Origin of the sequence: Oxalobacter aliiformigenes (genome assembly GCF_027116575.1) — a bacterium.
Taxonomy (GTDB): Bacteria; Pseudomonadota; Gammaproteobacteria; order Burkholderiales; family Burkholderiaceae_D; genus Oxalobacter; species Oxalobacter aliiformigenes.
This window is the reverse complement of sequence record NZ_CP098252.1, coordinates 1,630,251-1,654,642: the sequence shown is the minus strand read 5'-3', so window position 1 is coordinate 1,654,642 and position 24,392 is coordinate 1,630,251. Positions and strand designations below refer to the sequence as shown.

The following is a 24,392-nucleotide window of genomic DNA, read 5'->3' as shown; positions in this document are numbered from 1 at the left end:
CAGCTGTTATTTGGCGCGTTCACCGACATATATTTCCACACGGCGGTTTTGTGCCCGGCCGGCTGCTGTGTCGTTGCTTGCAATCGGATCGCTCGATCCTTTGCCTTCGACTGTAAAGCGGCTGGATGAAACTCCCTGGCTGACGAGATAATTCATGACGCTTTCGGCACGCTGACGCGAGAGGGGAATATTGATCGCGTCGGTACCGGTGTTATCCGTATAGCCAATCACGGTAATGCTTGTGGACGGGTTATTTTTTCAGCGTAGTGGCCAGATCTCTCAGAATGGTTTTGAATTGGGGAGACAGTGTCGCGCTGTTGGTGGCAAATGAAATGTCACTGGGAATGCTGACTTTAATACGATTATCCTGGGTCTGGACGACTTCAACACCGGTACCCTGGGTGGCGGTCTGCATTTCCTGTTTCTGTTTTTCCATATGATTGCCCCACAAATAGCCGGCACCGCCTCCGACCAGACCACCGATTGCGGCACCTACTGCGGCACGTCCCCAGCCTCCAGGGCCGGTGACAGCACCCAGTACGGCGCCAGCAACGGCGCCCGCACCGGCTCCGGTTGCCGTTTTTTTCTGGGTATCATTCATGTTGGCACAGCCGGTGATGGCCAAGGTCGTTACTAATGCACAGGCAGTCAGTTTTGTACGCATGATGTTCTCCATTTGGAATGTGGTATTTTATTTTTCAAAATCCATCGGTATATGTTTTGTTCCAGCTCATTGAAATCGCAAAATTTTCTTTTATAAACAGTTGCCGGAAGGCGTTTCAATATTTCCCTGGTTCAAATGGTTTATCCTGATGGAAGATGAATTCGATCTCTGTAACAGGACGTCTGGTCTGACAATGAAATTACCGTTTCGTTTCAGGGAAATTTAAGCTGGAACAGTAAATGTGGAAATAATCATGAAAAATCCGGCAAACACTGGAAAGTTTCGTTTGCCGGATGGAGAAGCGGAAAGGCCTGTCTGTTTGCGTTAGAGAATCTTGGCGATGGCGTCAACGACGTAATTCAGGTTATGCGAATTCAGCGCGGCGACACAGATGCGTCCCGTACTGACGATGTAAACCGAGAATTCATTTTTCAGTCTTTCGACCTGTTCGGCAGACAATCCGGAATAGGAGAACATGCCGTTTTGCCGGGTGATGAAGCTGAAATCCTCTCCATATTTGCGGGCAGTCAGTTCATCGGCCAGTTTGTGGCGCATTTCGTGGATGCGGACACGCATGCCGGTCAGTTCGTTTTCCCACATCTGGTGGAGTTCCGGGGTGGACAGTACTGTGGCGACGATTTTTGCCCCGTAAATCGGCGGGTTGGAATAGTTTGTCCGGATAATGCGTTTCAGTTGGGACAGTGTACGGGAAGCCTCATCGGCATTGCCGGCGACGATACTGAATGCACCGACACGTTCGCCGTAAAGGGAAAATGATTTCGAGAACGAATTGGATACCAGTACAGGGGAATAGCGTTGTGAAAAACGACGGACGATCTGGCCGTCGGATTCAATGCCTTCCGAAAAACCCTGATAGGCCATGTCGAGGAAAGGAATGAGTTTTCTGTCCCTGACGACTTCGATAACCTCGTCCCATTGGGCATCGGAGAGATCCGCTCCTGTCGGATTATGGCAGCAGGCATGAAGTATCACGACAGAACGGGCGGGCAGGGTTTTCAGGGTACCGATCATACCGTTGAAATCCACTCCGTGGCTGGCCGGATCATAGTAAGGGTAAGTGTTGACCTTGAAACCGGCGTATTCGAAAAGGGCGCGATGGTTTTCCCAGCTCGGATTGCTGATCCAGACTTGCGAGTCGGGAGAGAACCGTTTCAGGAAATCGGCACCGATTTTCAGCGCACCTGTTCCGCCAATAGCCTGTACTGTGGCGGCACGTTTTTCTTTCAGCACGATATTGTCTTCACCGAAAACCAGTTTCTGTACCGCGTTGTCATAAAGCGGCAGGCCGTCGATCGGCAGGTAGGTATGCGGACTACCCTGTGCGGTGATCCGTTTTTCGGCTTCCTGAACGCATTTCAGCAGGGGAACCTTGCCATTGTCGTCATAGTAGACACCGACGCCCAGATTGATTTTGTTCGGGTTGGTGTCCGCATGGAAAGCTTCGGTAATACCCAGAATAGGGTCGCGGGGCGCCATCGGAATGGCGGTAAAGAGAGTTTCAGGAATAGATTCGTTCATCGTGTTAACATTCAATATTTATTGCGACATGCAATCCGCATTCAAGGTGCCTGACAGCAACCGGTGCAGAGCGAAAAAACAAAATTTTTTTGCTTTTTCTATTGAGTAACATCTTATCAAAGGTACGAACCTCATGTCTCACTTATCGCTTATTTCTTCAAAAAAAGATGACGGAAAAGTCGTGACTTTCCAGAATTCGCCTTTTGAATTGCATCAGCCTTTCCCACCGTCGGGCGATCAGCCTGAAGCCATTGACCGGCTGGTAGAAGGAATTGAAGACGGTTTGTCATACCAGACGTTGCTGGGCGTCACCGGTTCCGGCAAAACCTATACGATGGCCAATGTCATAGCGCGGTTGGGGCGGCCTGCCATTGTTTTCGCACCGAACAAGACGCTGGCGGCACAGTTGTACAGTGAGTTCAGGGAGTTTTTTCCGAACAATGCGGTGGAGTATTTCGTCAGTTATTACGATTACTATCAGCCGGAAGCCTATGTACCTCAAAGGGATCTGTTCATCGAAAAGGATTCCGCCATTAACGAGCATATCGAGCAGATGCGCCTGTCGTGCACGAAGTCGCTGATGGAACGGCGTGATGTCGTGATTGTGGCGACAGTATCGGCCATATACGGTATCGGCAATCCGAATGAGTATCATCAGATGATTCTGACGTTGCGTACACGTGACAGAATACCCCAGCGGGATGTGATTACCCGTCTGGTACAAATGCAGTACAGCCGTAACGATATCGAATTCAGTCGCGGAATGTTTCGTGTCAGGGGGGATACGATTGATGTTTTTCCGGCTGAAAATGCCGATTATGCCCTTCGTATCGAAATGTTCGATGATGAAATCGAAAGTCTTCATTTCTTTGATCCCTTGACCGGGAAGGTTTTGCAGAAAATTCCGCGTTTCACGATTTATCCCGGTTCGCATTATGTGACGCCGAGAGAAACCGTGTTGAGAGCGATCGAAACGATCAAGGAAGAGCTCAGGGAGAGAAAGGAATGGTTCCGGAAAAACGGCAAGTTCGTCGAGGAACAGCGTATTGACCAGAGAACCCGTTTCGATCTGGAAATGATGCATGAGTTGGGTTTCACAAAGGGGATCGAAAATTATTCCCGCCATTTGACCGGTATGAAACCGGGTGAACCACCTCCGACCCTGGTTGACTATCTGCCCAGTGATGCCCTGATGTTTCTGGATGAGTCCCATGTCATGATCGGCCAGTTGAACGGGATGTACAACGGCGACCGTTCCCGCAAGACGAATCTGGTGGATTACGGTTTCAGGTTGCCTTCCGCGCTGGACAACCGTCCGTTGCGCTTTGACGAGTTTGAAAGCAAGATGCGCCAGACGGTTTTCGTGTCTGCCACACCTGCCAGTTATGAATTGACCCATTCCGGACAGGTCGTCGAGCAGCTTGTTCGCCCGACCGGACTGGTAGATCCTGCCATACAGGTCAGGCCGGCCAGTACACAGGTGGATGATCTGCTGGCCGAAATTCACGACCGGGTTGAAAAAAGCGAACGGGTGCTGGTGACAACGCTGACCAAACGTATGGCGGAACAGCTGACGGAATTTCTGACGGAGAACGGAATCCGGGTCCGTTATCTTCACAGCGATATCGATACGGTTGAACGGGTGGAAATCGTCCGGGATTTGCGTCTGGGGACGTTTGATGTACTGGTCGGTATCAATCTGCTTCGGGAAGGGCTGGATATTCCGGAGGTATCTCTGGTCGCTATTCTGGATGCGGACAAGGAAGGTTTTCTGCGTTCCGAACGCAGTCTGATCCAGACGATCGGGCGTGCGGCACGCAATCTGAATGGCGCCGCGATACTGTATGCCGATACCATGACCGATTCAATGAAACGGGCGATCGACGAAACGGAACGGCGCCGCGCGAAACAGCTGGCTTACAATGAACAGCACCATATTACGCCGGCCGGTATCATGAAAGAAATCAGGGATCTGATCGATGGGGTTTTTCATCCGCAGGACAGTTTGCAAGAATCGCATGTGTCGGATGAACAGGCCCAATATGATGTCATGTCGGAAAAAGAATTGAGCCGCGAGATCAAGAAACTTGAAAAACAGATGATGGAATATGCCAAAAATCTGGAATTCGAGAAGGCGGCTAAAGCGCGGGATCAGTTGCATATTTTGAGGGAAAGGGCATTCGGTGCCGCTGTGATAGACCGGATACGTATGGAGTCGGCAAAGAAAAAATGAATCGTTATCCTGAAATTGTTGAAGAGGCGCTGGCCAAAGTTCATTCCGGTTGGGTATCGGTATTGCGCGAGGGACTCGCGTCGGTCGAACGGCAGACTCCCGGTTATTTTGACGATCTTGCAAAAGACGACTTTTTGCCGACGCAGGGCAGATTGTTTGCCGCTTTTTCGCAGCCGATTGACTCGGTGAGGTATGTATTGGTGGGAGAAGGCCCCTATCCCAGAGCGGAGAGCGCATCAGGTTACTGTTTTATGGATGCGGCAGTGAAAGAGCTGTGGTCGGAAAACGGACTGTCCAAACCGGTCAATCGTGCCACCTCATTGCGCAATTTCATCAAGATGCTTCTGGTCGCGGATGGAAAAATCACACCGGACAAGACGGGAAGCGATGCCATGAAAACCGTTGCTCACGATGCGCTTGCCGAGCATTCTTCTTATATCCGGACGCTGGAAGAAATGCAGCAGACCATGATCAACAAGGGCTTTCTGCTGTTGAATGCCTCGCTGGTTTATCGTGCACATGTTTCTGCCGCCAGAGAGACGAAAATCTGGCAGCCGTTTTTATACACTGTTCTGGATGTTCTGGCTGTCCGGAACAGGCAGAATATCGAAAAGCCGGTATTGATATTATGGGGGAAAATGGCTGAAAAGCTGATATCGCTTCCCTTTGCAGAATTTTTCGATTGTGCCGTTTCAGAACATCCTTTCAATCTGTCGTTTATCGGAAATCAGGACATGCAGGCACTGTTTCGGCCGTTGGGGCTGCTTTACAGGCGGAATGCATGTGTCGAATGATTGCGGTATCCGTCAATTTAACGGTTTTCAATCTTTTTATTCAGTGGCATTATTTGGAAAATACGTCAACTTTAGTGAAATTTGAATATGTCTAACACCGAAATCATCCGTTCCAATGGTCGTCCGCTCGATTCCATGCGTTCCATCGAGTTTGTCCGCAATTACACAAAATATGCAGAAGGTTCCGTACTGACTGTTTTCGGCGATACCAAAGTGATTTGTACCGCCAGTATTGAAGAGTCGGTACCTCCTTTTCTTCGTGGAAGAGGGCGTGGATGGCTGACTGCGGAGTATGGCATGTTGCCTCGTTCGACACATACACGGATGGAACGGGAGGCGGCCAGGGGACGGCAGTCCGGGCGGACTCAGGAAATACAGCGTCTGATCGGTCGCTCGATCCGGGCAGCGTTTGATCTGAACGCTTTCGGTGAACGAACACTGAAACTGGATTGCGATGTCATTCAGGCGGATGGCGGTACGCGTACCGCATCAATCAGCGGCGTCATGATCGCCGCCTATGACGCTTTTTCCCTGATGGTCGAAGAAGGATTGATCGAGAAAGTGCCCCTCAATCATTTTGTCGCCGCGATTTCGGTCGGCGTGATCCAGGGAATTCCCATGCTCGATCTGGATTATCAGGAAGACAGTTCCTGTGATACGGACATGAATGTGGTAATGACAGAATCCGGTGATTTTGTCGAAATACAGGGAACAGCCGAGGGAGGGCCTTTCAGTCATTCAATGCTGAATGAAATGCTTGGAATGGCTCAAAAGGGTATTGATGAACTGATTCATATGCAAAAAAGAGTTCTGGGTCTGGAAAACGATTGAAAGGCAAGGTGTTTATGCCAAAAGAAATTGTTCTGGCATCCGGCAATCCGGGAAAACTGAAGGAATTCCGCCAAATGCTGGAGCCGGCAGGTTACCGGGTCGTCCCCCAATCCGATTACCATGTCGGTGAAGCGGATGAGCCTTATTTCACTTTTATCGAAAACGCGCTGACCAAGGCACGTCATGTTTCCAGACTGACGGGGAAACCGGCTCTGGCCGATGATTCGGGTTTGTGTGTCAATGTACTGGGAGGAAAGCCGGGTGTTTTGTCGGCACGTTACGCGGGTGAACCCAAATCGGATGACAGAAACAATGCCAGACTGATTGCCGATCTTGCCGGGTTGCCGGATAAAACAGCGAATTATTACTGCGTACTGGTCTATGTACGTTCCGCGGATGATCCGCAACCTGTTATTGCGGATGGCAGATGGTTTGGTCGTATTGTGGATACTCCGAGAGGGACGAACGGTTTCGGTTATGATCCTTATTTCTGGATTCCGGAATTTGGAAAAACGGCAGCCGAACTGACTCCGGACGAGAAAAACAGCCATTCCCATCGGGGTATGGCATTACGGGCACTTCTGGAGAAATTGCCGTGATTCCGATTCATCCGGTTACTGTTACCGAACCGCCCGGGATACCGATTTCCGGTCAGCCCCATTTTGACAAGTTGCCGCCGCTTTCACTGTATGTCCATATTCCATGGTGTATCCGGAAGTGTCCGTATTGTGATTTCTATTCACATGAAAAACATTCGACACTTCCGGAAAAAGAATATCTGGATGTTTTGCGCCGAGATCTGGAATTGTCATTGCCGATGATCTGGGGCCGGAAAATCTCCAGTATTTTTATCGGTGGCGGTACACCCAGTTTGTTGTCAGCCAAAGGCATAGACCAGCTGCTTTCGTTTATACGGGAATTGCTTCCCGTTCTGCCCGATGCCGAAATATCCATGGAAGCGAATCCTGGAACTTTCGAAGCAGGGAAATTCAAATCTTATCGCGAAAGTGGAATCAATCGTCTGTCAATCGGTATTCAAAGTTTCAACCCGCATTTTCTCCATGAATTGGGACGTATTCATGATCATGACGAAGCCAGAGCTGCCATAGAAATAGCTCGGCGATATTTTGACAATATCAATCTGGATCTGATGTATGGTCTTCCACGCCAGACACTGGAACAGTTGAAGGATGATGTATCTGTGGCCTTGTCTTATGAACCGGCCCATCTGTCTTTCTATCAGCTGACCATAGAGCCCAATACCTATTATTTCAAACATCCGCCTGTTTTGCCGGATGAAGATACCCTTGATCAAATGCAGGAATGGATTGAATCTTCCACGTCGGCAGCCGGTTTTGAACATTATGAAGTATCTGCATATGCCAGAACGGGACGTCAGTGTTTTCACAACAAAAATTACTGGCTGTTCGGTGATTATCTCGGCATAGGAGCAGCAGCCCATTCGAAAATTACCTTGCCGGATCAGTCGGTTATCCGGCAGATGCGATTACGCAATCCTCTCTTGTACATGGGTGGCATAGAACAGGGAATTCCTCTGGAAGAACAGTTTGAGGTTCCTGTGTCGGATCTGGGTTTTGAATTCATGATGAATGCGCTCAGGCTGATGGACGGTTTTCCTCCCGCATTATTTGCAAACCGTACCGGGCTGAATTTCTCTGTCATCAATGAAGCGGTGACGGAAGCAGTAAAGCGCGGACTGTTGATGGTTTCTCCTGCCCATGTCCAGCCTACAGAACTTGGCAAACGTTTTCTTAACGACTTGCAGCAGATTTTTCTTCCGGACTGATATCAGGATTTACACACGTTGATGATAGTGTGTTTCTTTCATGCAACTCATTCTTTTTTCAGCGCATAAGCTGACAGATGTTTTTTCTTGCCTGATACTACATCGGGATTCTGGAATACTGAAAAACAGGAAATAGGCTGACTTGATCTGAGAAAGGAGAAAACGGTCCTGGCGGAAGGGGTGGGATTCGAACCCACGGATGCTTGCACATCGCCGGTTTTCAAGACCGGTGCATTAGACCACTCTGCCACCCTTCCGGAAATAACGAATTATACAGGAATTTCGGGATGTTGAGCGAACTTGCATTTCCGGAAATGGTATTGCCAGTTTCAGGCCGGAATATCCGGTCAAAATCATAGCCGGCTGAAGTCGTCGATCGGGTTTGTGCACATGTTTGAGTGCCCAGGTATATACCGACCGGATACGCCGATTTCCGGTTTCCACGATATCGGATGTTTAATCGGTTTATAAATTATATTCGAACGGATATAGATAAAATTTCGAATGAATAAACCTTTATAATCAGTATAAACCTCTAGGGAGAATAAACGGACTTTTGGATTTTTTGGAATATTGAAAAATTGTTTTATATCCATATCAGGTAGTTATAATTGCTTTGTAAAATATTTATATCTTTTCAGAAAAAGAAAGTGGTTTTTTTTAATTGATTATTACTGTTAAAATTGGATGCGTTAATAATTATCCATGCAGTTTAATCGTTTCTTTTCAACATTGAGTGAGGGCACAATGGCACAATCTGAAAAACAGCGGGAAGATATCATGCAACGCGAGTACCAGAGTATGGCGCCTGACACTGTTGAAGACAAGAATGGAGCTGAAAACAAAATAAAAAAAACCAAGAAGATTCCCGGTTACAGGTTGATCAACAGGATCAAGAGCCGTTCTATCGAACTGGGTGTTCAGGACAGATATATTGCCGATATCATTGGTGTGACGCCCATTTACTGGTATTCCATAGCAAACGGGCACAGGAAAATTTCGGCCTTAAGCAAGGATAAACTTGAAAAAATCGCCAAATTCCTGAATATTCCTACCGTTCAGGCCATGAGTCTTGCTGACGTGCTCACTCATGAGGATTTCTTTCTCGGAAATCTTGAAGAACAGCTGGATATTTCCATCGAGCAGATGCGAAATGATCCGGCATGGATGAACTGGGCGCCTACGAATGAAGAGTGGGCGCAGCTCTCCATCGGTACACGTACGGGTATTGTCATGTTGTATGAGACGGTCTTTCAGAAAATGCTGTTAAGACGTGCTGAAATTGAAAATCCTGAACTCAAGGAAACAATGCAGAACTTTTCTGATAATGTAAAACCGAAATAAAAGACAATTCAGATAATGTGAGTTATTAATCTAAAAGTCAAATCGAAGATTAATTCCCGGTAACGGTATAAAGAAAATACGCTTTATATCTGGGATTGTCTGTCGATGAAAATCTGAAATCACTGTCCGGCTGAGCTTTTACGGGTATATAACAAACATCAGAAGCCGATATTTTAAAAGTCATCAGTCGGGGTTATCATTTATTTGAATGGAATCGCTTTCAGTTTTTCTTTCCTGTTTTTTTTCGGAACTTTTGAATTGGGCATTGTATAGTGCTTTGTAAATACCGTTTTCCGTATTCATCAGTTCTTCATGTGAACCGGTTTCCATAATCTCCCCTTCGTTGATAACGACGATCCGGTCGGCATTGCGAATGGTTGACAAACGATGGGCGATGACGAAAACGGTTTTGTTTTTCATCAGATTTTCGATCGCTTTTTGTACGACTGCCTCGGATTTGTTATCTAGGGCCGATGTCGCTTCATCCAGTATGATAATGGGCGCATCCTTGATAAAAGCACGAGCGATGGCAACGCGCTGTTTTTGTCCGCCAGACAGCAAGATACCACGTTCTCCGATATAGGTATCAAGACCTTCTGCCAGTGAAGAAACAAAATCGGTCAGGTAAGCCATGTCCAGCGCTTTCCATATTTCCTCATCGCTGGCATCCGGTTTTCCGATCCGTACGTTATCCCGAATCGTACCGGCAAAAAGGAAATTGTCCTGAAAGACAATAGCCATTTTGTCTCTCAGGCTGGTCAGCGTCACATCGCGGATATCTGTTCCATCTATCAGAATCTGGCCGGTACCCACATCATAAAAACGGGGAAGCAGACTGACGATGGTAGATTTGCCCCCTCCGGAGTTTCCAACCAGTGCGATACTTTGACCAACGTCCGCCTTGAGACTGATGTTCTTCAGTACGGGAACATCAGGCCTGTATCCGAAACAGACATTGCGAAATTCGATATCGCTGTTGACGGATTTGAGTTCCGTAGCGTTTTCCTTGTCACGAATGGCTGGAGGAGTGTCCAAGATCTCAAAAACACGCTCGATAGCCATAAAAGAAAACTGCACGGAGTTGAAATTGTTTCCGAGGTTTTTGATAGGCGTGTAAAGCATCAGCAGAGCTGAAATGAAGGAAACGAAACCACCGGGCGTCAACTGGTTCGTCAGGATCAGGTGTGAACCATAACCGATGGTTGCCGCAATGCCGAATGAGGCCGTTATGTGCATCACAGGCGAAAGCCATGATGAACGTTGTGTCATCTTGATGTTGAGCCTGAACAGAGAAGCCAGGATTTTTCCGAATTTTTCTTTTTGTTGCGGCTGGTAGTTGTAAGCCATAATGGTCCGGTTACCGGAAAACGTTTCATTATAGGCTGTGATAGTTTGCGAACCCGATGCAACAGTTTGTTTCATGATCGTTTTAATCATATTCCGTACCCGGGTCATTGGATAGAATGTGCAGCCCAGTACGATCATGGCAATAAGGGACAATTGCCATGAATTGTAGAAAAGAACACCAATCAGAGATAAAGACGAAAAAAGGCGGGAAAGGAACAGTCTCAAATTGGACAGAAGACCTGAACAGGCCAGATCCGCATCATTGTTGAAGCGAAAAACGATGTCTCCTGAATTCTGGCGGTCGAAAAATGAGGTTTCAAATGTCAGAAGCTTGCTATACAACGACATTTTCAGATCGTTTGTCACATGAGAACCGACCCAGACATTGAGATATGTTGCCAGATAAGTCAGCGCTCCTTGTCCTATGGTGAATCCAATGATGAACAATGGCGCATACCATGCCGACGTTCCTACCGATTTTTCAATCAGAACCATATCCATGTACGGTTTCAGGCTCAATGCAATGACGGCATCAAGCGAGCCGATCGGGATACACAGCCACATGGCCAGGAGCGCGCGAAACCAGTAGGGTTTCACGTATGGCCACATTCGTTTGTAATTGAGATAAAACGGTGAATTGCGCAGCTTTTCAAGCATTGGATAGTAGTCAGGATGTTATGGAAAGGTGATCACACGAAACAAATATGATATTCTTAAAGTGTTAAAAAAAGCAATTTTACTGATCTTGTCGGATTTTATATCAGTAAAGAACAGGAAGACAGCTTTTTTGTTATCTTAGCTTTCAACTTAAATAGCAAATTAAAGTAATGATAAATCCTATCAAGATTTATGCCAAGAATCAATATACCAATGGTTTTTTTCTGAAATTTGTCATTGTGTTGACTATTGTTGGGTACAATAGCTTGAAATTTTATTAGGGCATGAATGGTTGATGAAGATAATATCTGGAGTATTTATTAAAGTCGGTATTCTGTAACTTGATTGCAGGATTGCATATTTTTGCAGTTGATGAATAGAGGTCAGATAATATGAAAAAATTTTTTCATGAAGCAGCTATTAAAAAATTGCTGGCATATAAAAGAAAATATCCTGATAATCCTGCGAAATGTGCAATTAAGATCTGCGGATATTGTGCCGCTTGGGCTGTGAAATCTATTCTTCCACAAAAAGTTTCCAGGAAGGATAAACAAAATTTCTCTTCATTCAAAGTGGCTTTTCGCCTGACCAATATGATTGGGGATGTTTTAGTCAATTTAAATTATTTAAAGGGATTTAGTCGTCATCTTCCTGAAAATTGTATACTTGACATTTATTCGGGGTTGAATGAGGAAGTTATCGATGGATTATTTTATGGAAACGATTTTATTAATCAATTCATTAAAGGAAAGTATCCTGATAAAGGTAAATATGACCTGGTTGTGGATCTTGATCGCTATCCGGAAATACTCTATTGCTCAGATAGGATCAATTCAAAAAACAATCATTTTCTATCCGAATATGTCAAGATAGTCAGTGATTTCAACATGGAGAATCCAGTGTTTCTTTTATATGGAAGCTGGGCTGAGCGGGTTGGAATTGAATATGCAAGGCTTTTTGGAAGAACGCGTCATACACAAGGTGATATACACGATTTTTTGAATTTGAAAAACGTAAAATATTCTCTCAAGGCTAATCCTGAATTCAAACGGATATTGAATCAAAACGGACTGGAAAAGAAAAGGTATATCACATTTCAAAGGGGTATTGCTGGAGCAGGTGAGTATACTCGTCTTTGGTCGCTTGAAAATTACAAGGCTGTAGTGAACTGGTTGAAAAACAGCTATCCTGAGTACAGACTTGTTCAGCTGGGACGAACAGATACCCTTGAAATTGAAGGTATTGATTTGGACTTGAGAGGAAAAACCAGTTTTGAGGAACTTAAAAATATTCTGAAATATGCGCTAATCCATATTGATGGAGATTGTGGCATGGTTCATGTCAGACATTATTTGCAGGGAGGCGTTTCGATTGTACTTTTTGGACCAACTTCACCTGATTATATTGGCTATCCTGAAAATATCAATCTGAGAGCAGATGGCTGTCCTGGCTTTTGCGAATGGATCAGTAATGATTGGCAGGAAAAATGCATTAGAGGATATAAAGATCTCCCGTGTATGGTGAAACCGGAAATAGTGATTGAAAAAATTAAAAGTATTCTTGAGGCTGATTGATAAAATTTTTTACTATTATTTTAATGTATAGTTTTCCTATAAACGGTCTTTTCAGGCATGTCGGTATTTTTCCACCAGTAACTGCAATCGTAACGTTTTCTGATTTCAGGTGATAATGGTTTGAATTCACCTTTAATAAATTCCTCCAAACGATCGATCAGATCATGGCCAATTACAAAAAAGCGTGAAGGATCATAAAAATCATAATTCAGAACAATCAAACGATTGGTTATGATTTTTCTTCCAAGTAATAGTGCTTCGGAAATACGGAAAGACAGTCCTTCATCCGTTGTAAGGCGATACATGTCAATGATAATTTCGGATTCACCGACAAGTTTGAGGTATTGGGAATAGATGATACGTTCTTTATCAAAATCCTGGACAAAGATAATATATTCATTAATATATTTCCGGATTTCAGGGTACAAATAATGTAATTGTTCTCGTATTCTGTTTAGGTCATGAAGTCGTGATTGATCATCGACGCTTTTATACGCTCCGATAAATATATAGATGAATTTCCTATAGTTATAATTTACTTTTTGCATGACATTGCTGTTGACGGCATTAGGGCGATATGTGATTCCCAGAAATTCAGCGTCGGGTTCATAGTATGATTCTGCACCCTGTATGATTTTTTTGTCGATTAACTGATGTAGCGATTTTCGGAATTTCAAGAAATTTTTTCTTTCGGTCATATGTTCAAGACCGTCATGAAACCGTAGGTAGACTGATTTGTTGGGATGTAGAAATTTATAGGCCATTAGAAGCCAGGGGCTGGCCATATTGGCAAATACAGTAAGTCCATCTTCCTTATCTATGAAATATCTACGGGAAATTAAAGCAAGAAGAAAAATAATAAAGTTTCTTGATGGACTCAGATAGCTGGATAATTCTTTTACAGAAAAACCGGAAAGATGTGTTTTATAAATATCGACAACATGTGCACTGGGTGTGAAAAAATTTCTTGGGGCTGATGGCAAAAAAATCAAATCTACCAGATTCCAGATGGCCGCAACTTTCCCATAGTTGGTATAGAAGATTCTGACAATACCCCGTTTTATCTTTTCTGTAAATGAAAGATTTTTCTTGTTTGGATGACCGCTGAATTTGTATTTTCCAGAAAGCAGTTCAACCAGCGAAAAATTTTTTAATGTTTTACCGGTTTCAAAGAGAGGAAAATATTTTTTCAAAAGAGGAGGTACTTGCTCGGGTGCTGAACTGTCAGAAATAATGAAGACTTTGAATTTTCTATGGTGTGGTGAACCTTGTTTTCTTGTTAACAGATCGAACCACCTGATGAAAGTTTGTTTTGCCATAATGATTGAGGCTGTTTGTAAAACGGAACAGAATAAGTAGAAATTTCAATATATAATGAAAATGCATTCAAATGGATATTGATCGCATCGATATGAATTTTTATATAGCTAAGAATTAATACAAAAATATACGACATATATCTGTGATATCTGACTGTGTAATCAGGTGTGAAATTGTTTCACATTATGGTAGACTTGTCATCATAAAGTTTTGTTAAAAAGCAGTGCGGCTAGAAAAAAGTGATTTGGGGGAGAAATGAGGGGAATTATTCTGGCTGGCGGAAGCGGATCGCGACTATATCCGTTGACTCAAATCATTTCCAAACAGTTGTTGCCTGTGTATGACAAGCCGATGATCTATTATCCGTTGTCTACTCTGATGCTGTTCGATATCAGGGATATCCTGATTATTTCGACGCCACAGGATACGCCGAATATCGAAAAACTGTTTGGAGATGGCAAAAAGTTCGGGTTGTCTATCCAGTATGCTATCCAGCCGGAACCGAAGGGAATTGCCCAGGCATTTACCATAGGAGCCGATTTTATCGGAAGTGACGATGTCTGCCTGATTTTGGGGGACAACATTTTCAGAATGCAGGAAGCCTTGCCGGAATTCAAAAAAGAAGTTGACAAGAACCGAGGCTGGCGGGCGACGATCTTTGCCTACCATGTTCCTGATCCCGAGCGTTTTGGTGTCGTTGAATTTGACAAGAATTTCCAAGCGATTTCCATTGAAGAAAAACCGAAAAAACCCAAATCAAATTATGCTTCGGTCGGGTTGTATTTTTATCCTTGCGATGTCGTGGAAAAGGCAAGGCAGCTGGTTCCGTCAGCCAGAGGCGAGTTCGAAATCACCGATCTGAACAACATGTATCTGGAAGAAGGGCGGATGAGCGTGGTTCCCATGCGGCGTGGAAATGTCTGGCTGGATGCAGGGACTCCGGTTTCGCTGATGGAAGCATCAACGTTTATCGGCCTGATCGAGCAACGTCAGGGATTGAAGACCGCCTGTATTGAAGAAATCGCCTATCGGAAGGGTTTCATTGACGATCATCAGATGATGAATCTGATTGACGCAATGAAAGATGGTTCCAGTTACAAGGAATATCTGAAGAAAGTTTACAGAGAGCATCATGAACCTTATTAAAACTTCGCTGGAAGGTGTATGTATCATTGAACCGGCTGTATTCAGCGATGCACGGGGCTATTTTTTCGAGAGCTATAACCGTAACGTTTTTGAAAAAGCGGGGTTGAATTATACGTTTGTCCAGGATAACCAGTCGAAATCGTCGTACGGTACTATTCGTGGCATCCATTTCCAGAAAGGTGAATTTGCACAAGCCAAACTGGTACAGGCATTGCAAGGTACAGTATTGGATGTCGTTGTCGATTTGCGAAAGGGATCTCCTACGTTTGGTCGTCACATTACGGTCGAACTGTCAGAAAACAACTATCGCCAGTTGTTGATTCCTCGAGGATTCGGCCATGGTTTTAGTGTCCTGAGTGAAACAGCGGTTTTTTCATACAAATGTGACAATTTTTATGCACCTTCACATGAGGGAAGCATCCGGTTTGACGATCCCGAGCTTGCGATAGACTGGCATGTCGATATGAACAAGGCACTGCTATCCGACAAAGACCAATCCGCGCCGGATTTCCGGACTTATTGCCAGTTTCCGGTTTTCTGGTATTCCATGTAATCAGAGGAATTCATCATGTGGCTTGTGACTGGTGCCAACGGGCAACTGGGTTCGGAGCTGAAATCGTTGCTGAGTACGTCAGCTGTTTATATGGATCGTGCTGAACTGGATATATCCGACGAACTGGCTGTAAAAAGTTTTCTTGAAAAGAACCGGTTTGATGGCGTTGTCAATTGCGCTGCCTATACAGCAGTCGACAAGGCAGAAGATGAACCGGCCGAGGCTGACAGAATCAATCATCTCGGGCCGAAATGGCTGGCGAAATACGGAAAGCGCATTATCCATATCTCTACTGACTATGTATTCGATGGAACCGCTCATATTCCGTATAGTGAAAATGACAGACCCAATCCTGTTTCCGCATATGGAAGAACAAAACTGGCTGGGGAGAGGGCTGTTCTGGAACAGGCGGAAACAGCCATTATTATCAGGACGGCATGGCTTTATTCCTTATACGGCAGCAACTTTGTCAAAACCATGTTGAGGCTTGGCAGAACCCGTGACAGCCTGAACGTCGTGTGCGACCAGATCGGCAGTCCGACATCTGCTGCTGATCTGGCCAAAGCGATTGTGGAAATATTGCCCCAGATCAACCTAAAAAAGAAAGAGGTTTATCACTTCACTAATGAAGGTGTCTGTTCGTGGTACGATTTTGCCGTAGCCATCATGCAGATGGCTGAACTGCCCTGCAAGGTATTGCCGATTGAGAGCAGAGATTATCTCACCCGGGCAAAGCGGCCATTTTACAGTGTGTTGAACAAGAAAAAAATCAAAAACGATTTTGGGCTGAAGATCAGATACTGGCGTGATGCTTTGGCCGATGTATTAAAAAACATGGAAGAAAAAGAATGAAATCCATTCTCGTGACAGGGGGAGCCGGTTTTATCGGTTCCAATTTCGTTCCCTATTTTGCGGAAAAATATCCACACTATCATATCGTCAATCTGGACAAGTTGACATATGCCGGCAATCTGGACAATCTGAAAGAATGCGAATCCATGATGAACTATACGTTTGTCCAGGGCGATATCTGTGATGAAAAATTGGTTCAGTCGTTGTTTGAAAAGCACGACATCCGCGGTATCATCCATTTTGCTGCCGAGAGTCATGTCGACAATTCCATCAAGGGGCCCAAGGCCTTTATGGAAGCCAACGTGATGGGAACATTCAATCTGATTGAAATGGCACGCCGATACTGGATGAGTGCGCCCGGTCAGTATCGTGCAGGTTATGAATCCTGCCGTTTTCACCACATATCAACGGATGAAGTTTATGGTACTTTGGGGGAGAGCGGTTATTTCACCGAAACGACACCTTATGCACCGAACAGTCCCTATTCAGCCAGCAAGGCCGGCTCCGATTTCATCGTCAGAGCGTATCATCATACCTATGGCATGGACGTCACGACATCCAATTGTTCAAACAACTATGGTCCCAAACAGCATAGTGAAAAATTGATACCGACCATTATCCGGAAATGTCTGGCAGAAGAACCGATTCCGGTATATGGAAACGGTCAGAACGTACGGGACTGGCTATACGTATTGGATCACTGCAAGGCGATCGATCTGATCTACCATCAGGGAAAATCCGGAGAAACCTATAATATCGGCGGTCATAATGAAAGAAACAACCTGCAGATCGTTCATTCGGTTTGCCGGATACTGGATGAAAAAAGACCACGAAAAGAGGGCAGATATGCCGATCTGATCAGTTTTGTCACAGACCGGCCGGGACATGACCTACGCTATGCCATTGATGCCACCAAACTGACCGAAGAACTTGGCTGGAGGGCAGACGAAAATTTCGAGTCGGGGATCGTCAAGACAGTGAAGTGGTATCTATAAAAATATAATCACCGAAAAAAGATTCTGAATGTACTGAAAAGGGGGATTACTGAAAAATATCTTTATCCCCCTTTTCATTTTCGACTCCTTTATCATAAAAAGAAATCAGATCGGTATCTTCCAGATAGTCGAAACTATGAACAACCATAGGATCGATAATAAAAAAATCACCGGATTTCATTTCATATTCCTCTTTAATCGATCCATCGATTGTCGATACGATTAACCTGAATCGGCCCTTGATAACATAGAAAGCCTCCCGGTTTTCTTTATGATAATGATTGCCGCGGAAAGCTTTTCCGACACTGGTGATGTAATTGACCTGTTTCCAGTCGTTATGAACCAGTTGTTTCAACGAACCGCGATCGTCAGAGAACTCGAAATCCGGTTTAATAAACGTGATGAGCATATTAGGCCTTGAAATGTATTTCATTTAGGTTCAGGAGCTTTTTCAGTTTTTGATTATCCAATACACTGCTGGTTGCGCGTTTGGCTTTGAAGATTTCATTGCTTTGATGAACAGAAATAGGTTTTATCAATGATTTATCCAGTTGGTGGGCATCGGCCAATGCGATAGCGGCATCGTATTTGGACATAATGTCATCTCCTGCAATATTGATAATTTTTTCAGAACAACTGCCGAATTTCTCGATCAGCGAAATAAGATAAAAAGCGCATTGATCGAAACTGAGAGTAGAGCGATAAGAATCCGAAAACATTTCCACCGTATTTCCTGATTCCAGATCGGCTTTGATATGATCGAAGAAATGCGGTTTTCCTTCCACGAGAGAGGGGCCGAAAATAAAAGGAAAACGGACGACATTCATTCCGGCTGTCAGAACAATCTGTTCGGCGAGAACCTTGTGTTTTCCGTATAGATTGACCGGCTGGCAGGCATCGCTTTCAAGAAAACGACGTTTGTTGGAACCCTCTCCATAAACAGTATCCGTCGACACATAATACAGACAGGAAAGTTTATTGAGTCTGTTGACCGCTTCGGCCAGAGCAACGATGTTGATGTTCCAAGCCAAAGCGGGATTTTCTTCCACTTTATCGGGGTGATGATAGGCAGCTAGATAGATGCATTTTGATTGTGCATCCATATACTGGTTGAGGCGGTCCAGCGCATCATTATCACAAACATCCACTTTCATCCATTCCACTTTGGGATGGGAAAAAGCAGGTTTGTCACCATGAGCGTATGTTGCCACAATGTGGTCTTGAGAGTGTTTCAGGATATTTTTTATACAGTAACGTCCCAAATAACCATTTGCCCCGATAACGACGTACATTATTTGTTCTCCATAATTGTATTCATTGTTTCAAACCACACTTTGTGTCCATCAATAAAATGATTGATGTATGCACGGTTTTTGACAGGTAGTTCATCGTTGGGAAGATTATCGATGTATTTTTTCAGTTTCTCAAACAGTTCCATGCCACATTCAAGATAAGTCTGTTTGGTCAATTTGATTTCTCTTAGCCAATGGCAGAAATCTGTCGTCATCTTGGTACCCATTTCTTCTGCATAGGCATCTACCCAAAGATCATGTTCGTTGCGGTTTTGTCTTACCAGGGGTTGACCATAAGAAACATAATCGTTCATTTGCCATGTGATGCGTTCGACGATGTAGGAAGACCAGATATCATCGAATCGGCCAATATCCGGAACGAGGAAGTAGATTGGTACAATGTCACGATGAATGGCTGTATTCTGGGAATTGAAAGGAGAATAGGTTTCCTTGTCTAGCGCATAATTTGTATTACGTTTATAACCGGTGACATCAATAGGTGCAGCCAATCGTGTAACAGCGTCAATATCCGGATCACCAAGCCAGAATCCGGCATTGACAACAGTGCGAACTGTCTTTTTATTCCAGTTCAGGTTTTTGACTTCATCAATGCGATCAACCCAGGAGTAACCGCGTGGATAGAACTTCCGGTTTTGACGTTCTTCCAGATCATCACAAATATTGTACCAACCGCTAGGTGATGAAACGACAGGCAACGAAGCATCTGAACCCAAAAGCAAATGATGACCTACATAGTCTTCGCAGGCGATATAATTATCGTCATCTATCAAAACGATGATATCTGCGCCGTTTTCATAAGCTTTCAGAATCGCTACCTGTCGGCGCTGAATACAATTCCAGGGAAGATATCCTTTCAATTTCGGATATTTTTCCAGATAAGTGTTCTGATCTTCTGCATCCATAAAGAGAACGGGAATATTATACTTTTCTTGAAGCGAACGACAATATTCCTTTGCTTCTGTTGGGGTTTTCTTATCCCCGGTTATAACAAAATCAACGTAGTCTTTCCGACCATGTTTAATAATGTCCTTGATGTAGTCTTCGATCAGGTAGGGAATATGGATGGTAGTGGTGGTAATGGTGATTTTCATTAATTATCTCTTTTTGAAATTGGGTCAAATTTCTATTTTCTTTGAAAGCTGATGAAATATATTACGTATAAAATGATGCTTCCTTAAAAAAAGGATATATTTCATGTGACCATCAATTTTTCTTATATTTCTATCTAATAAGACTAAATTGAGAATGCTTCTGGAAATTTTACTTTTTTCTATGTATTTTAAAATTCTTTTTTCATTTCTTGGTAAAATTTTTTGTTGTGGTTCTTCTTCATTGTAAAAAACCTTTTCTCCTAATAGATTCCTATATGGAATAAAGTTTGGTAATGTTTCAAATGTATATTTAAAAAATACTAAGTTGAATTCATTTATAAATAACTTTGCTGATCTTCTATTATCATGCCAGAATTTCCTATGCTGAAATGCGGTGTTGTTAACATCGTTAATATCTGATCCATGATATCCGGCGGTTAATGCATATGTAAATCTACCTAAACTATTGGTTTTTATTAACAGACAACATGCAATATAATAGTGTATAGCATTACTAATTTTTGACGCTTCTTCAAAATCAACATATTTCATGATGTCTTTTCTGAAAATGCAGCAATTTCGTGAGAATATTGTTTCAATGAATAAACATTGCATGTCTTTATATTCCCAGTTAATGTTATCTATATTTTTAAATGATAAAAATTCATCTCTTGAAATTTCTCTGTTGTTGATAACGATATATTTGTTACTACTTTTATCTTTTATGTAACAGCCTGAATAGCAAAAATAACAGTTTGTCGATTTTATCGTTTCAAGGTTTTTGTGGATATGTCTTTTGTGCATAATACAAAAGCCATCCATAAATGTAAAGAAACTTCCCTTCATTTTTGAAAAACATTCATAAAGGTTTTTTCCTTTGAATTCATTATCTTTCTCAATAAAAGTATTGCTGTATTTTATATTTTTTTGTATTTTTTCATAAATTGGTTTATCAGTTACGAGCAGTAAATGGAAATTTTGGTAATATTGCTTGTTTAATTGTCTACTAATATTAGTATAGTCATCGATTGAATCAATGTAACAAATGATGTCAATGACATCTTTTTGACTATTAATGTTGTTTAGTTCATATATTCTGAGTTTTGTTTTATAAATAAAATCTTCTGTCATTCTGTTCAGACCTAAGTCTTTCAGAAATACATTTTGTGATTTACATGCCATCTCATAAGCATTGTTAGGATTTTCTTCTATCCAATTAATTATCTCTAGTATTTGCTTTGCAGATTTCTTTTCATCATTTGGATTGATATAGAAAACAGAATCACCAAATTTATCGCGAACATATTTGTTATCATCTGATATGATGACTGCCCCAGCGGCAGCTGCCTCAAATAATCTATTAGAAACGGCATTAGCATCGTTGTGCATTGGTGAATTCAATGCTAAACAAATTCCTGCTTCATTAATTGATTTTAAAATTGATTTACCATCAAATGGGATTTCTCCACGATAACTGGAGAAACCTGCCCATAAGTTTTTTTGACCATATACTTCTTTTGGTCCATAAATATCTATAAGATTGCTTTTGTCTAATTCCTTAAACAAAGTCTCATAACGCATGGCAACAAGTTTTCTTTCGAAGTTTATGCCTACATAAAATAACTTCTTTTTTGCTTTTTTTTGTGGTTTAATAGAAAAATCTTCAGGAACAGACGAAGCAATTGGAGATATTTCTCCAGGATTTATGTTTAAATAATTTTTAATAATATTAGTTTCATAAAATCCACCAAAATAATCATATTGATTAAATGCTTTTAATTCAAGGATTGTTTGGAAATTGGCAACAAATCCGATTGGAGACCAGTGTAGAAAAACTGAGAAAATATCTGGTACTATTGCCAATGCGAATTCAAATGTATTGTATGTAAATAGAAAATCAATGTCTAAATCTTCTATATGGTTTCCTTTATATTTTCCTTCGTTTATAAATCCATACCGGTCTGAAATTATAAGCATGTGACCTTGTTTTTCAAAGCAGTATTTTAAACGCATTAAGGTTTCTTGCTCTGCGTTTTTTAGTTCACCAAATATATTGAAAAAACAAATCTTCATATTTGTGTTATATTAGTTTTAGAAATATCTTTAATGTTTTTTTGTGTAATATAAATGCATTTTTTATGCCTGCATTTTTACCCGCTTCAATGTCACTTTCCTTATCACCGATCAGGATGGATTGTTTTAGGTCAATGTTATGCTTTTGGGCTGCTTTCAGAATCATTCCCGGGTTCGGTTTTCTGTCTTCAGAATCTTTTTTATATTTCCCGAAACCGTCTATGTGGTAAGGACAATAAAAAATATCGTCAAGAGGACATCCTTGTCTGACGAATTCCGCTTTGACATGGTCCATAAACTGATGGAAGTCTTCTTCAGTGAAATAACCTTTCGCAATGCCGGCCTGGTTGGTGACTACAATGAGCTTGTAACCACTCTTTTTTGCTGCACGGCAAATGTCGAAAATTTCTTCGATGAATTCACAATCTTCTATTTTATAAACGTAGTGTTTGTCGACGTTGATCACTCCATCTCGATCCAGGAAAAGTGCTTTGTTTTTTTTTGTTCCGGCAATGATTTCTTTCAGCTCCCGACAAGCCCTGGCATAACTTTCAGGTATACCGATATCGATGAAATAATCTTCCGCATAATAAAAACCGGGTTTCAAGAAAGGTGTGTTAGGTTCCAGAAAGTCCTTTTCAAACGAGAATTTTTGGGGGAATGTTCCTTCGAAAATATCCGCTTTAATCCAGTAAACACCGGCATTGATCAGACCGGCTGTCTTTTCAGGACTTTTTTCATGGAATGAGATGATTTTTTTTCCTTCCGTTTCCACACGTCCGTATCGGTTTGCGTTATCGACGGCTTTCAGCATGACGGCCAGCTGGTTTTCTGCACACTCTTTGACGAATGACGCATAATCGGCTTTGACAAAGGTATCGCCGTTGATGACGAGTGCTTTGTCAAGGTGGAAAAGCTCAAATGCCTGTTTGATGGCGCCACCTGTTCCAAGTGCGTTTTCCTCGATGGAATATCTGATGGGAATTCCGTGGTAGTTGTTGCCAAAGTGTTGGATGATTATGTTTCGCAAGTGGGAAACGCACAGAATGAATTCCTCGGCACCCTGTTTGGCAAGATTTTCGAGGAGCAATTCCAGAAAAGGTGTTCCGTTGATGTCTGCCATGGGTTTGGGAACGTTTCTGACGACGTTTTTAAGTCGTGTTCCCATTCCGCCAGCAAGGATGATGACTTTCATGGTCGCAGTTTTATTTTTTCGTTCTGGTTTTGCAGATGGATGTAATCCAGCTTTTCGTAGGTAGAAGAGTGGTACTGTTTCGGTGCATACAGGATGATCTGGCATCCCTGATCATCGAACTTGAACGGAACATGGATCAGATTGCGCAGGGCCTTTTTGATTTGTGACTGTTTTTCAGATTGTGCGTAAAACAATATGAAACCGCCTCCACCAGCGCCAAGAACTTTTCCGCCAAGAGCGCCGTTTTTTATTCCGGTCGCATATATTTCGTCAATGAGTGAATTGCTGATCTTGTCTGTCAGCGAGCGTTTCAACATCCATGTCTCATGAAGCAGTTTTCCGAAGTCGTCCAGATTTTCCGTTTCAGAGGTCAGTATCCGGCAGGCGTCATTGACGAGTGAAGACATTTGCGATAACTGTGCTGTTTTATCTTTTGTTGATTTGACCTGTTCTTTTGCGATTTCGGCGGATGTACGGGCTATTCCCGTAAAAAAGAGCATCAGACGGCTGTTTTTTCTCGCATCGCTAATCACGATCGGGTTGACGGAAAAAGAGCCATTATGGTTGATGATGATATGATTCAGTCCTCCATAGACAGCGGCTATCTGATCCTGTATTCCGCCATCTTCTTTCAGAATTTCTCTTTCCAGTTTGATGGTTTCCTTGGCCAGACCGTATTTGGCGATCATTTCACCTTTCAATGCATAAATTGCTTTAATCAGGCCGGCACAAAATGATGAACTTGATCCCAGTCCGGAACGCGCGGGCAGATCACACTGATTGCTGATTTCAACACCATGGGGCACCTGATAATACAATAACGCTGCTTTAATGGCGTTATGCTGGATTTTCTCGAATTTTTCGGTCAGCTCCAGTATTTTCCATGCAATACGATTCCGGTATTCCGGGTGGAAGGGCGGTAGATAACGGCAACTGATGTAGTTGTAATGGTTGACGCTGGTGGATAATATATTTCCGCCATGTTCTTGGTACCAGGTGTGATAATCGGTTCCGCCACCAAAAAATGAAATACGATATGGAGTTCTTGTAATAATCATTCTGTT

General features: G+C 43.0%; 20 protein-coding genes, 1 tRNA gene and 1 pseudogene. 11 read left to right on the top strand and 11 right to left on the bottom strand.

Annotated features, from left to right (window positions below):
• Window positions 1–6: 6 nt before the first annotated feature.
• Together NB647_RS07690 and NB647_RS07685 are read right to left on the bottom strand one after the other, a co-directional pair.
• Window positions 7–664 (bottom strand): annotated as a pseudogene (locus NB647_RS07690) (OmpA family protein).
• A gap of 324 nt (window positions 665–988) precedes the next feature.
• On the bottom strand, window positions 989–2,203 hold the full coding sequence (locus NB647_RS07685; RefSeq protein ID WP_269264007.1) for an amino acid aminotransferase: 1,215 nt from the start codon (window positions 2,201–2,203) through the stop codon (window positions 989–991).
• A gap of 133 nt (window positions 2,204–2,336) precedes the next feature.
• Between NB647_RS07685 and uvrB the strand changes: the two genes are divergently transcribed.
• From uvrB to hemW, 5 genes are all read left to right on the top strand, one after another.
• Complete coding sequence (uvrB, locus tag NB647_RS07680; RefSeq protein ID WP_269282787.1) at window positions 2,337–4,436, top strand: excinuclease ABC subunit UvrB; 2,100 nt, start codon at window positions 2,337–2,339, stop codon at window positions 4,434–4,436.
• Complete coding sequence (locus NB647_RS07675) at window positions 4,433–5,230, top strand: uracil-DNA glycosylase family protein (protein WP_269282784.1); 798 nt, start codon at window positions 4,433–4,435, stop codon at window positions 5,228–5,230. Before uvrB ends, NB647_RS07675 begins: the two co-directional genes overlap by 4 nt.
• Before the next feature lie 87 nt (window positions 5,231–5,317).
• The gene (gene rph, locus NB647_RS07670) at window positions 5,318–6,061 is read left to right on the top strand and encodes a ribonuclease PH (RefSeq protein WP_269264004.1); all 744 of its coding nucleotides are present in this window, start codon (window positions 5,318–5,320) and stop codon (window positions 6,059–6,061) included.
• Between the two features lie 14 nt (window positions 6,062–6,075).
• Complete coding sequence (gene rdgB / locus NB647_RS07665; RefSeq protein WP_269282782.1) at window positions 6,076–6,660, top strand: RdgB/HAM1 family non-canonical purine NTP pyrophosphatase; 585 nt, start codon at window positions 6,076–6,078, stop codon at window positions 6,658–6,660.
• Complete coding sequence (gene hemW / locus NB647_RS07660) at window positions 6,657–7,868, top strand: radical SAM family heme chaperone HemW (protein WP_416143565.1); 1,212 nt, start codon at window positions 6,657–6,659, stop codon at window positions 7,866–7,868. The genes rdgB and hemW overlap by 4 nt, the downstream gene beginning before the upstream one ends.
• 169 nt (window positions 7,869–8,037) lie before the next feature.
• On the opposite strand, the gene NB647_RS07655 is transcribed toward hemW, so the two are convergent.
• A tRNA-Ser gene (locus NB647_RS07655) sits at window positions 8,038–8,125 on the bottom strand.
• Window positions 8,126–8,615: 490 nt separating this feature from the next.
• On the opposite strand from NB647_RS07655, the gene NB647_RS07650 reads away from it, so the two are divergent.
• Window positions 8,616–9,212 carry a helix-turn-helix domain-containing protein gene (locus tag NB647_RS07650; RefSeq protein WP_269264002.1) on the top strand — a complete coding sequence of 199 codons (597 nt, stop codon included), beginning with the start codon at window positions 8,616–8,618 and terminating at the stop codon, window positions 9,210–9,212.
• A 183-nt stretch (window positions 9,213–9,395) separates the two neighbouring features.
• Here the strand turns inward: NB647_RS07650 and NB647_RS07645 are convergent, their stop codons facing one another.
• Window positions 9,396–11,216, bottom strand: a complete 1,821-nt coding sequence (locus NB647_RS07645) for an ABC transporter ATP-binding protein (protein WP_269282780.1) — start codon at window positions 11,214–11,216, stop codon at window positions 9,396–9,398.
• 392 nt (window positions 11,217–11,608) lie between these two features.
• Here NB647_RS07645 and NB647_RS07640 point away from each other — a divergent pair, with 392 nt between their 5' ends.
• The gene (locus NB647_RS07640; protein WP_269282779.1) at window positions 11,609–12,790 is read left to right on the top strand and encodes a glycosyltransferase family 9 protein; all 1,182 of its coding nucleotides are present in this window, start codon (window positions 11,609–11,611) and stop codon (window positions 12,788–12,790) included.
• Window positions 12,791–12,810: 20 nt separating this feature from the next.
• On the opposite strand, the gene NB647_RS07635 is transcribed toward NB647_RS07640, so the two are convergent.
• A complete protein-coding gene (locus NB647_RS07635; RefSeq protein ID WP_269282777.1) occupies window positions 12,811–14,109 on the bottom strand; it encodes a WaaS/CpsH family glycosyltransferase in 1,299 nt (432 codons plus the stop codon).
• A gap of 256 nt (window positions 14,110–14,365) precedes the next feature.
• On the opposite strand from NB647_RS07635, the gene rfbA reads away from it, so the two are divergent.
• The 4 genes from rfbA to rfbB are packed head-to-tail and all read left to right on the top strand — an operon-like array spanning window position 14,366 to window position 17,656.
• Window positions 14,366–15,256 (top strand): glucose-1-phosphate thymidylyltransferase RfbA, encoded by an 891-nt coding sequence (gene rfbA, locus NB647_RS07630; RefSeq protein WP_269282775.1) that lies wholly within the window; start codon window positions 14,366–14,368, stop codon window positions 15,254–15,256.
• On the top strand, window positions 15,243–15,809 hold the full coding sequence (gene rfbC / locus NB647_RS07625) for a dTDP-4-dehydrorhamnose 3,5-epimerase (protein WP_269282773.1): 567 nt from the start codon (window positions 15,243–15,245) through the stop codon (window positions 15,807–15,809). Before rfbA ends, rfbC begins: the two co-directional genes overlap by 14 nt.
• 15 nt (window positions 15,810–15,824) lie before the next feature.
• On the top strand, window positions 15,825–16,661 hold the full coding sequence (rfbD, locus tag NB647_RS07620) for a dTDP-4-dehydrorhamnose reductase (RefSeq protein ID WP_269282771.1): 837 nt from the start codon (window positions 15,825–15,827) through the stop codon (window positions 16,659–16,661).
• The gene (rfbB, locus tag NB647_RS07615; protein WP_269282769.1) at window positions 16,658–17,656 is read left to right on the top strand and encodes a dTDP-glucose 4,6-dehydratase; all 999 of its coding nucleotides are present in this window, start codon (window positions 16,658–16,660) and stop codon (window positions 17,654–17,656) included. Before rfbD ends, rfbB begins: the two co-directional genes overlap by 4 nt.
• Before the next feature lie 46 nt (window positions 17,657–17,702).
• Here the strand turns inward: rfbB and NB647_RS07610 are convergent, their stop codons facing one another.
• The 6 genes from NB647_RS07610 to NB647_RS07585 are packed head-to-tail and all read right to left on the bottom strand — an operon-like array spanning window position 17,703 to window position 24,386.
• Window positions 17,703–18,065, bottom strand: coding sequence for a cupin domain-containing protein (locus NB647_RS07610; RefSeq protein WP_269282766.1), 363 nt, complete (start codon window positions 18,063–18,065; stop codon window positions 17,703–17,705).
• A 1-nt stretch (window position 18,066) separates the two neighbouring features.
• Complete coding sequence (locus NB647_RS07605; RefSeq protein ID WP_269282764.1) at window positions 18,067–18,948, bottom strand: SDR family oxidoreductase; 882 nt, start codon at window positions 18,946–18,948, stop codon at window positions 18,067–18,069.
• Window positions 18,948–20,060, bottom strand: a complete 1,113-nt coding sequence (locus tag NB647_RS07600) for a hypothetical protein (RefSeq protein ID WP_269282762.1) — start codon at window positions 20,058–20,060, stop codon at window positions 18,948–18,950. Before NB647_RS07600 ends, NB647_RS07605 begins: the two co-directional genes overlap by 1 nt.
• Before the next feature lie 24 nt (window positions 20,061–20,084).
• Complete coding sequence (locus tag NB647_RS07595) at window positions 20,085–22,133, bottom strand: glycosyltransferase family protein (RefSeq protein ID WP_269282759.1); 2,049 nt, start codon at window positions 22,131–22,133, stop codon at window positions 20,085–20,087.
• 7 nt (window positions 22,134–22,140) lie between these two features.
• A complete protein-coding gene (gene gmhB / locus NB647_RS07590; protein WP_269282757.1) occupies window positions 22,141–23,433 on the bottom strand; it encodes a D-glycero-beta-D-manno-heptose 1,7-bisphosphate 7-phosphatase in 1,293 nt (430 codons plus the stop codon).
• The gene (locus tag NB647_RS07585) at window positions 23,325–24,386 is read right to left on the bottom strand and encodes a GHMP family kinase ATP-binding protein (RefSeq protein ID WP_269282756.1); all 1,062 of its coding nucleotides are present in this window, start codon (window positions 24,384–24,386) and stop codon (window positions 23,325–23,327) included. The genes gmhB and NB647_RS07585 overlap by 109 nt, the downstream gene beginning before the upstream one ends.
• Window positions 24,387–24,392: the final 6 nt, after the last annotated feature.

Coding starts and splice junctions, on each gene's coding strand:
- NB647_RS07600 (WP_269282762.1), bottom strand. CDS start 20,060: ATGAAAATCACCATTACCACCACTACCATCCATATTCCCTACCTGATC.
- gmhB (WP_269282757.1), bottom strand. CDS start 23,433: ATGCCAGATCATCCTGTATGCACCGAAACAGTACCACTCTTCTACCTA.
- NB647_RS07635 (WP_269282777.1), bottom strand. CDS start 14,109: ATGGCAAAACAAACTTTCATCAGGTGGTTCGATCTGTTAACAAGAAAA.
- rfbB (WP_269282769.1), top strand. CDS start 16,658: ATGAAATCCATTCTCGTGACAGGGGGAGCCGGTTTTATCGGTTCCAAT.
- NB647_RS07685 (WP_269264007.1), bottom strand. CDS start 2,203: ATGAACGAATCTATTCCTGAAACTCTCTTTACCGCCATTCCGATGGCG.
- NB647_RS07645 (WP_269282780.1), bottom strand. CDS start 11,216: ATGCTTGAAAAGCTGCGCAATTCACCGTTTTATCTCAATTACAAACGA.
- rfbD (WP_269282771.1), top strand. CDS start 15,825: ATGTGGCTTGTGACTGGTGCCAACGGGCAACTGGGTTCGGAGCTGAAA.
- rfbA (WP_269282775.1), top strand. CDS start 14,366: ATGAGGGGAATTATTCTGGCTGGCGGAAGCGGATCGCGACTATATCCG.
- uvrB (WP_269282787.1), top strand. CDS start 2,337: ATGTCTCACTTATCGCTTATTTCTTCAAAAAAAGATGACGGAAAAGTC.
- rfbC (WP_269282773.1), top strand. CDS start 15,243: ATGAACCTTATTAAAACTTCGCTGGAAGGTGTATGTATCATTGAACCG.
- NB647_RS07610 (WP_269282766.1), bottom strand. CDS start 18,065: ATGCTCATCACGTTTATTAAACCGGATTTCGAGTTCTCTGACGATCGC.
- NB647_RS07595 (WP_269282759.1), bottom strand. CDS start 22,133: ATGAAGATTTGTTTTTTCAATATATTTGGTGAACTAAAAAACGCAGAG.
- NB647_RS07585 (WP_269282756.1), bottom strand. CDS start 24,386: ATGATTATTACAAGAACTCCATATCGTATTTCATTTTTTGGTGGCGGA.
- NB647_RS07675 (WP_269282784.1), top strand. CDS start 4,433: ATGAATCGTTATCCTGAAATTGTTGAAGAGGCGCTGGCCAAAGTTCAT.
- NB647_RS07640 (WP_269282779.1), top strand. CDS start 11,609: ATGAAAAAATTTTTTCATGAAGCAGCTATTAAAAAATTGCTGGCATAT.
- rph (WP_269264004.1), top strand. CDS start 5,318: ATGTCTAACACCGAAATCATCCGTTCCAATGGTCGTCCGCTCGATTCC.
- NB647_RS07650 (WP_269264002.1), top strand. CDS start 8,616: ATGGCACAATCTGAAAAACAGCGGGAAGATATCATGCAACGCGAGTAC.
- rdgB (WP_269282782.1), top strand. CDS start 6,076: ATGCCAAAAGAAATTGTTCTGGCATCCGGCAATCCGGGAAAACTGAAG.
- NB647_RS07605 (WP_269282764.1), bottom strand. CDS start 18,948: ATGTACGTCGTTATCGGGGCAAATGGTTATTTGGGACGTTACTGTATA.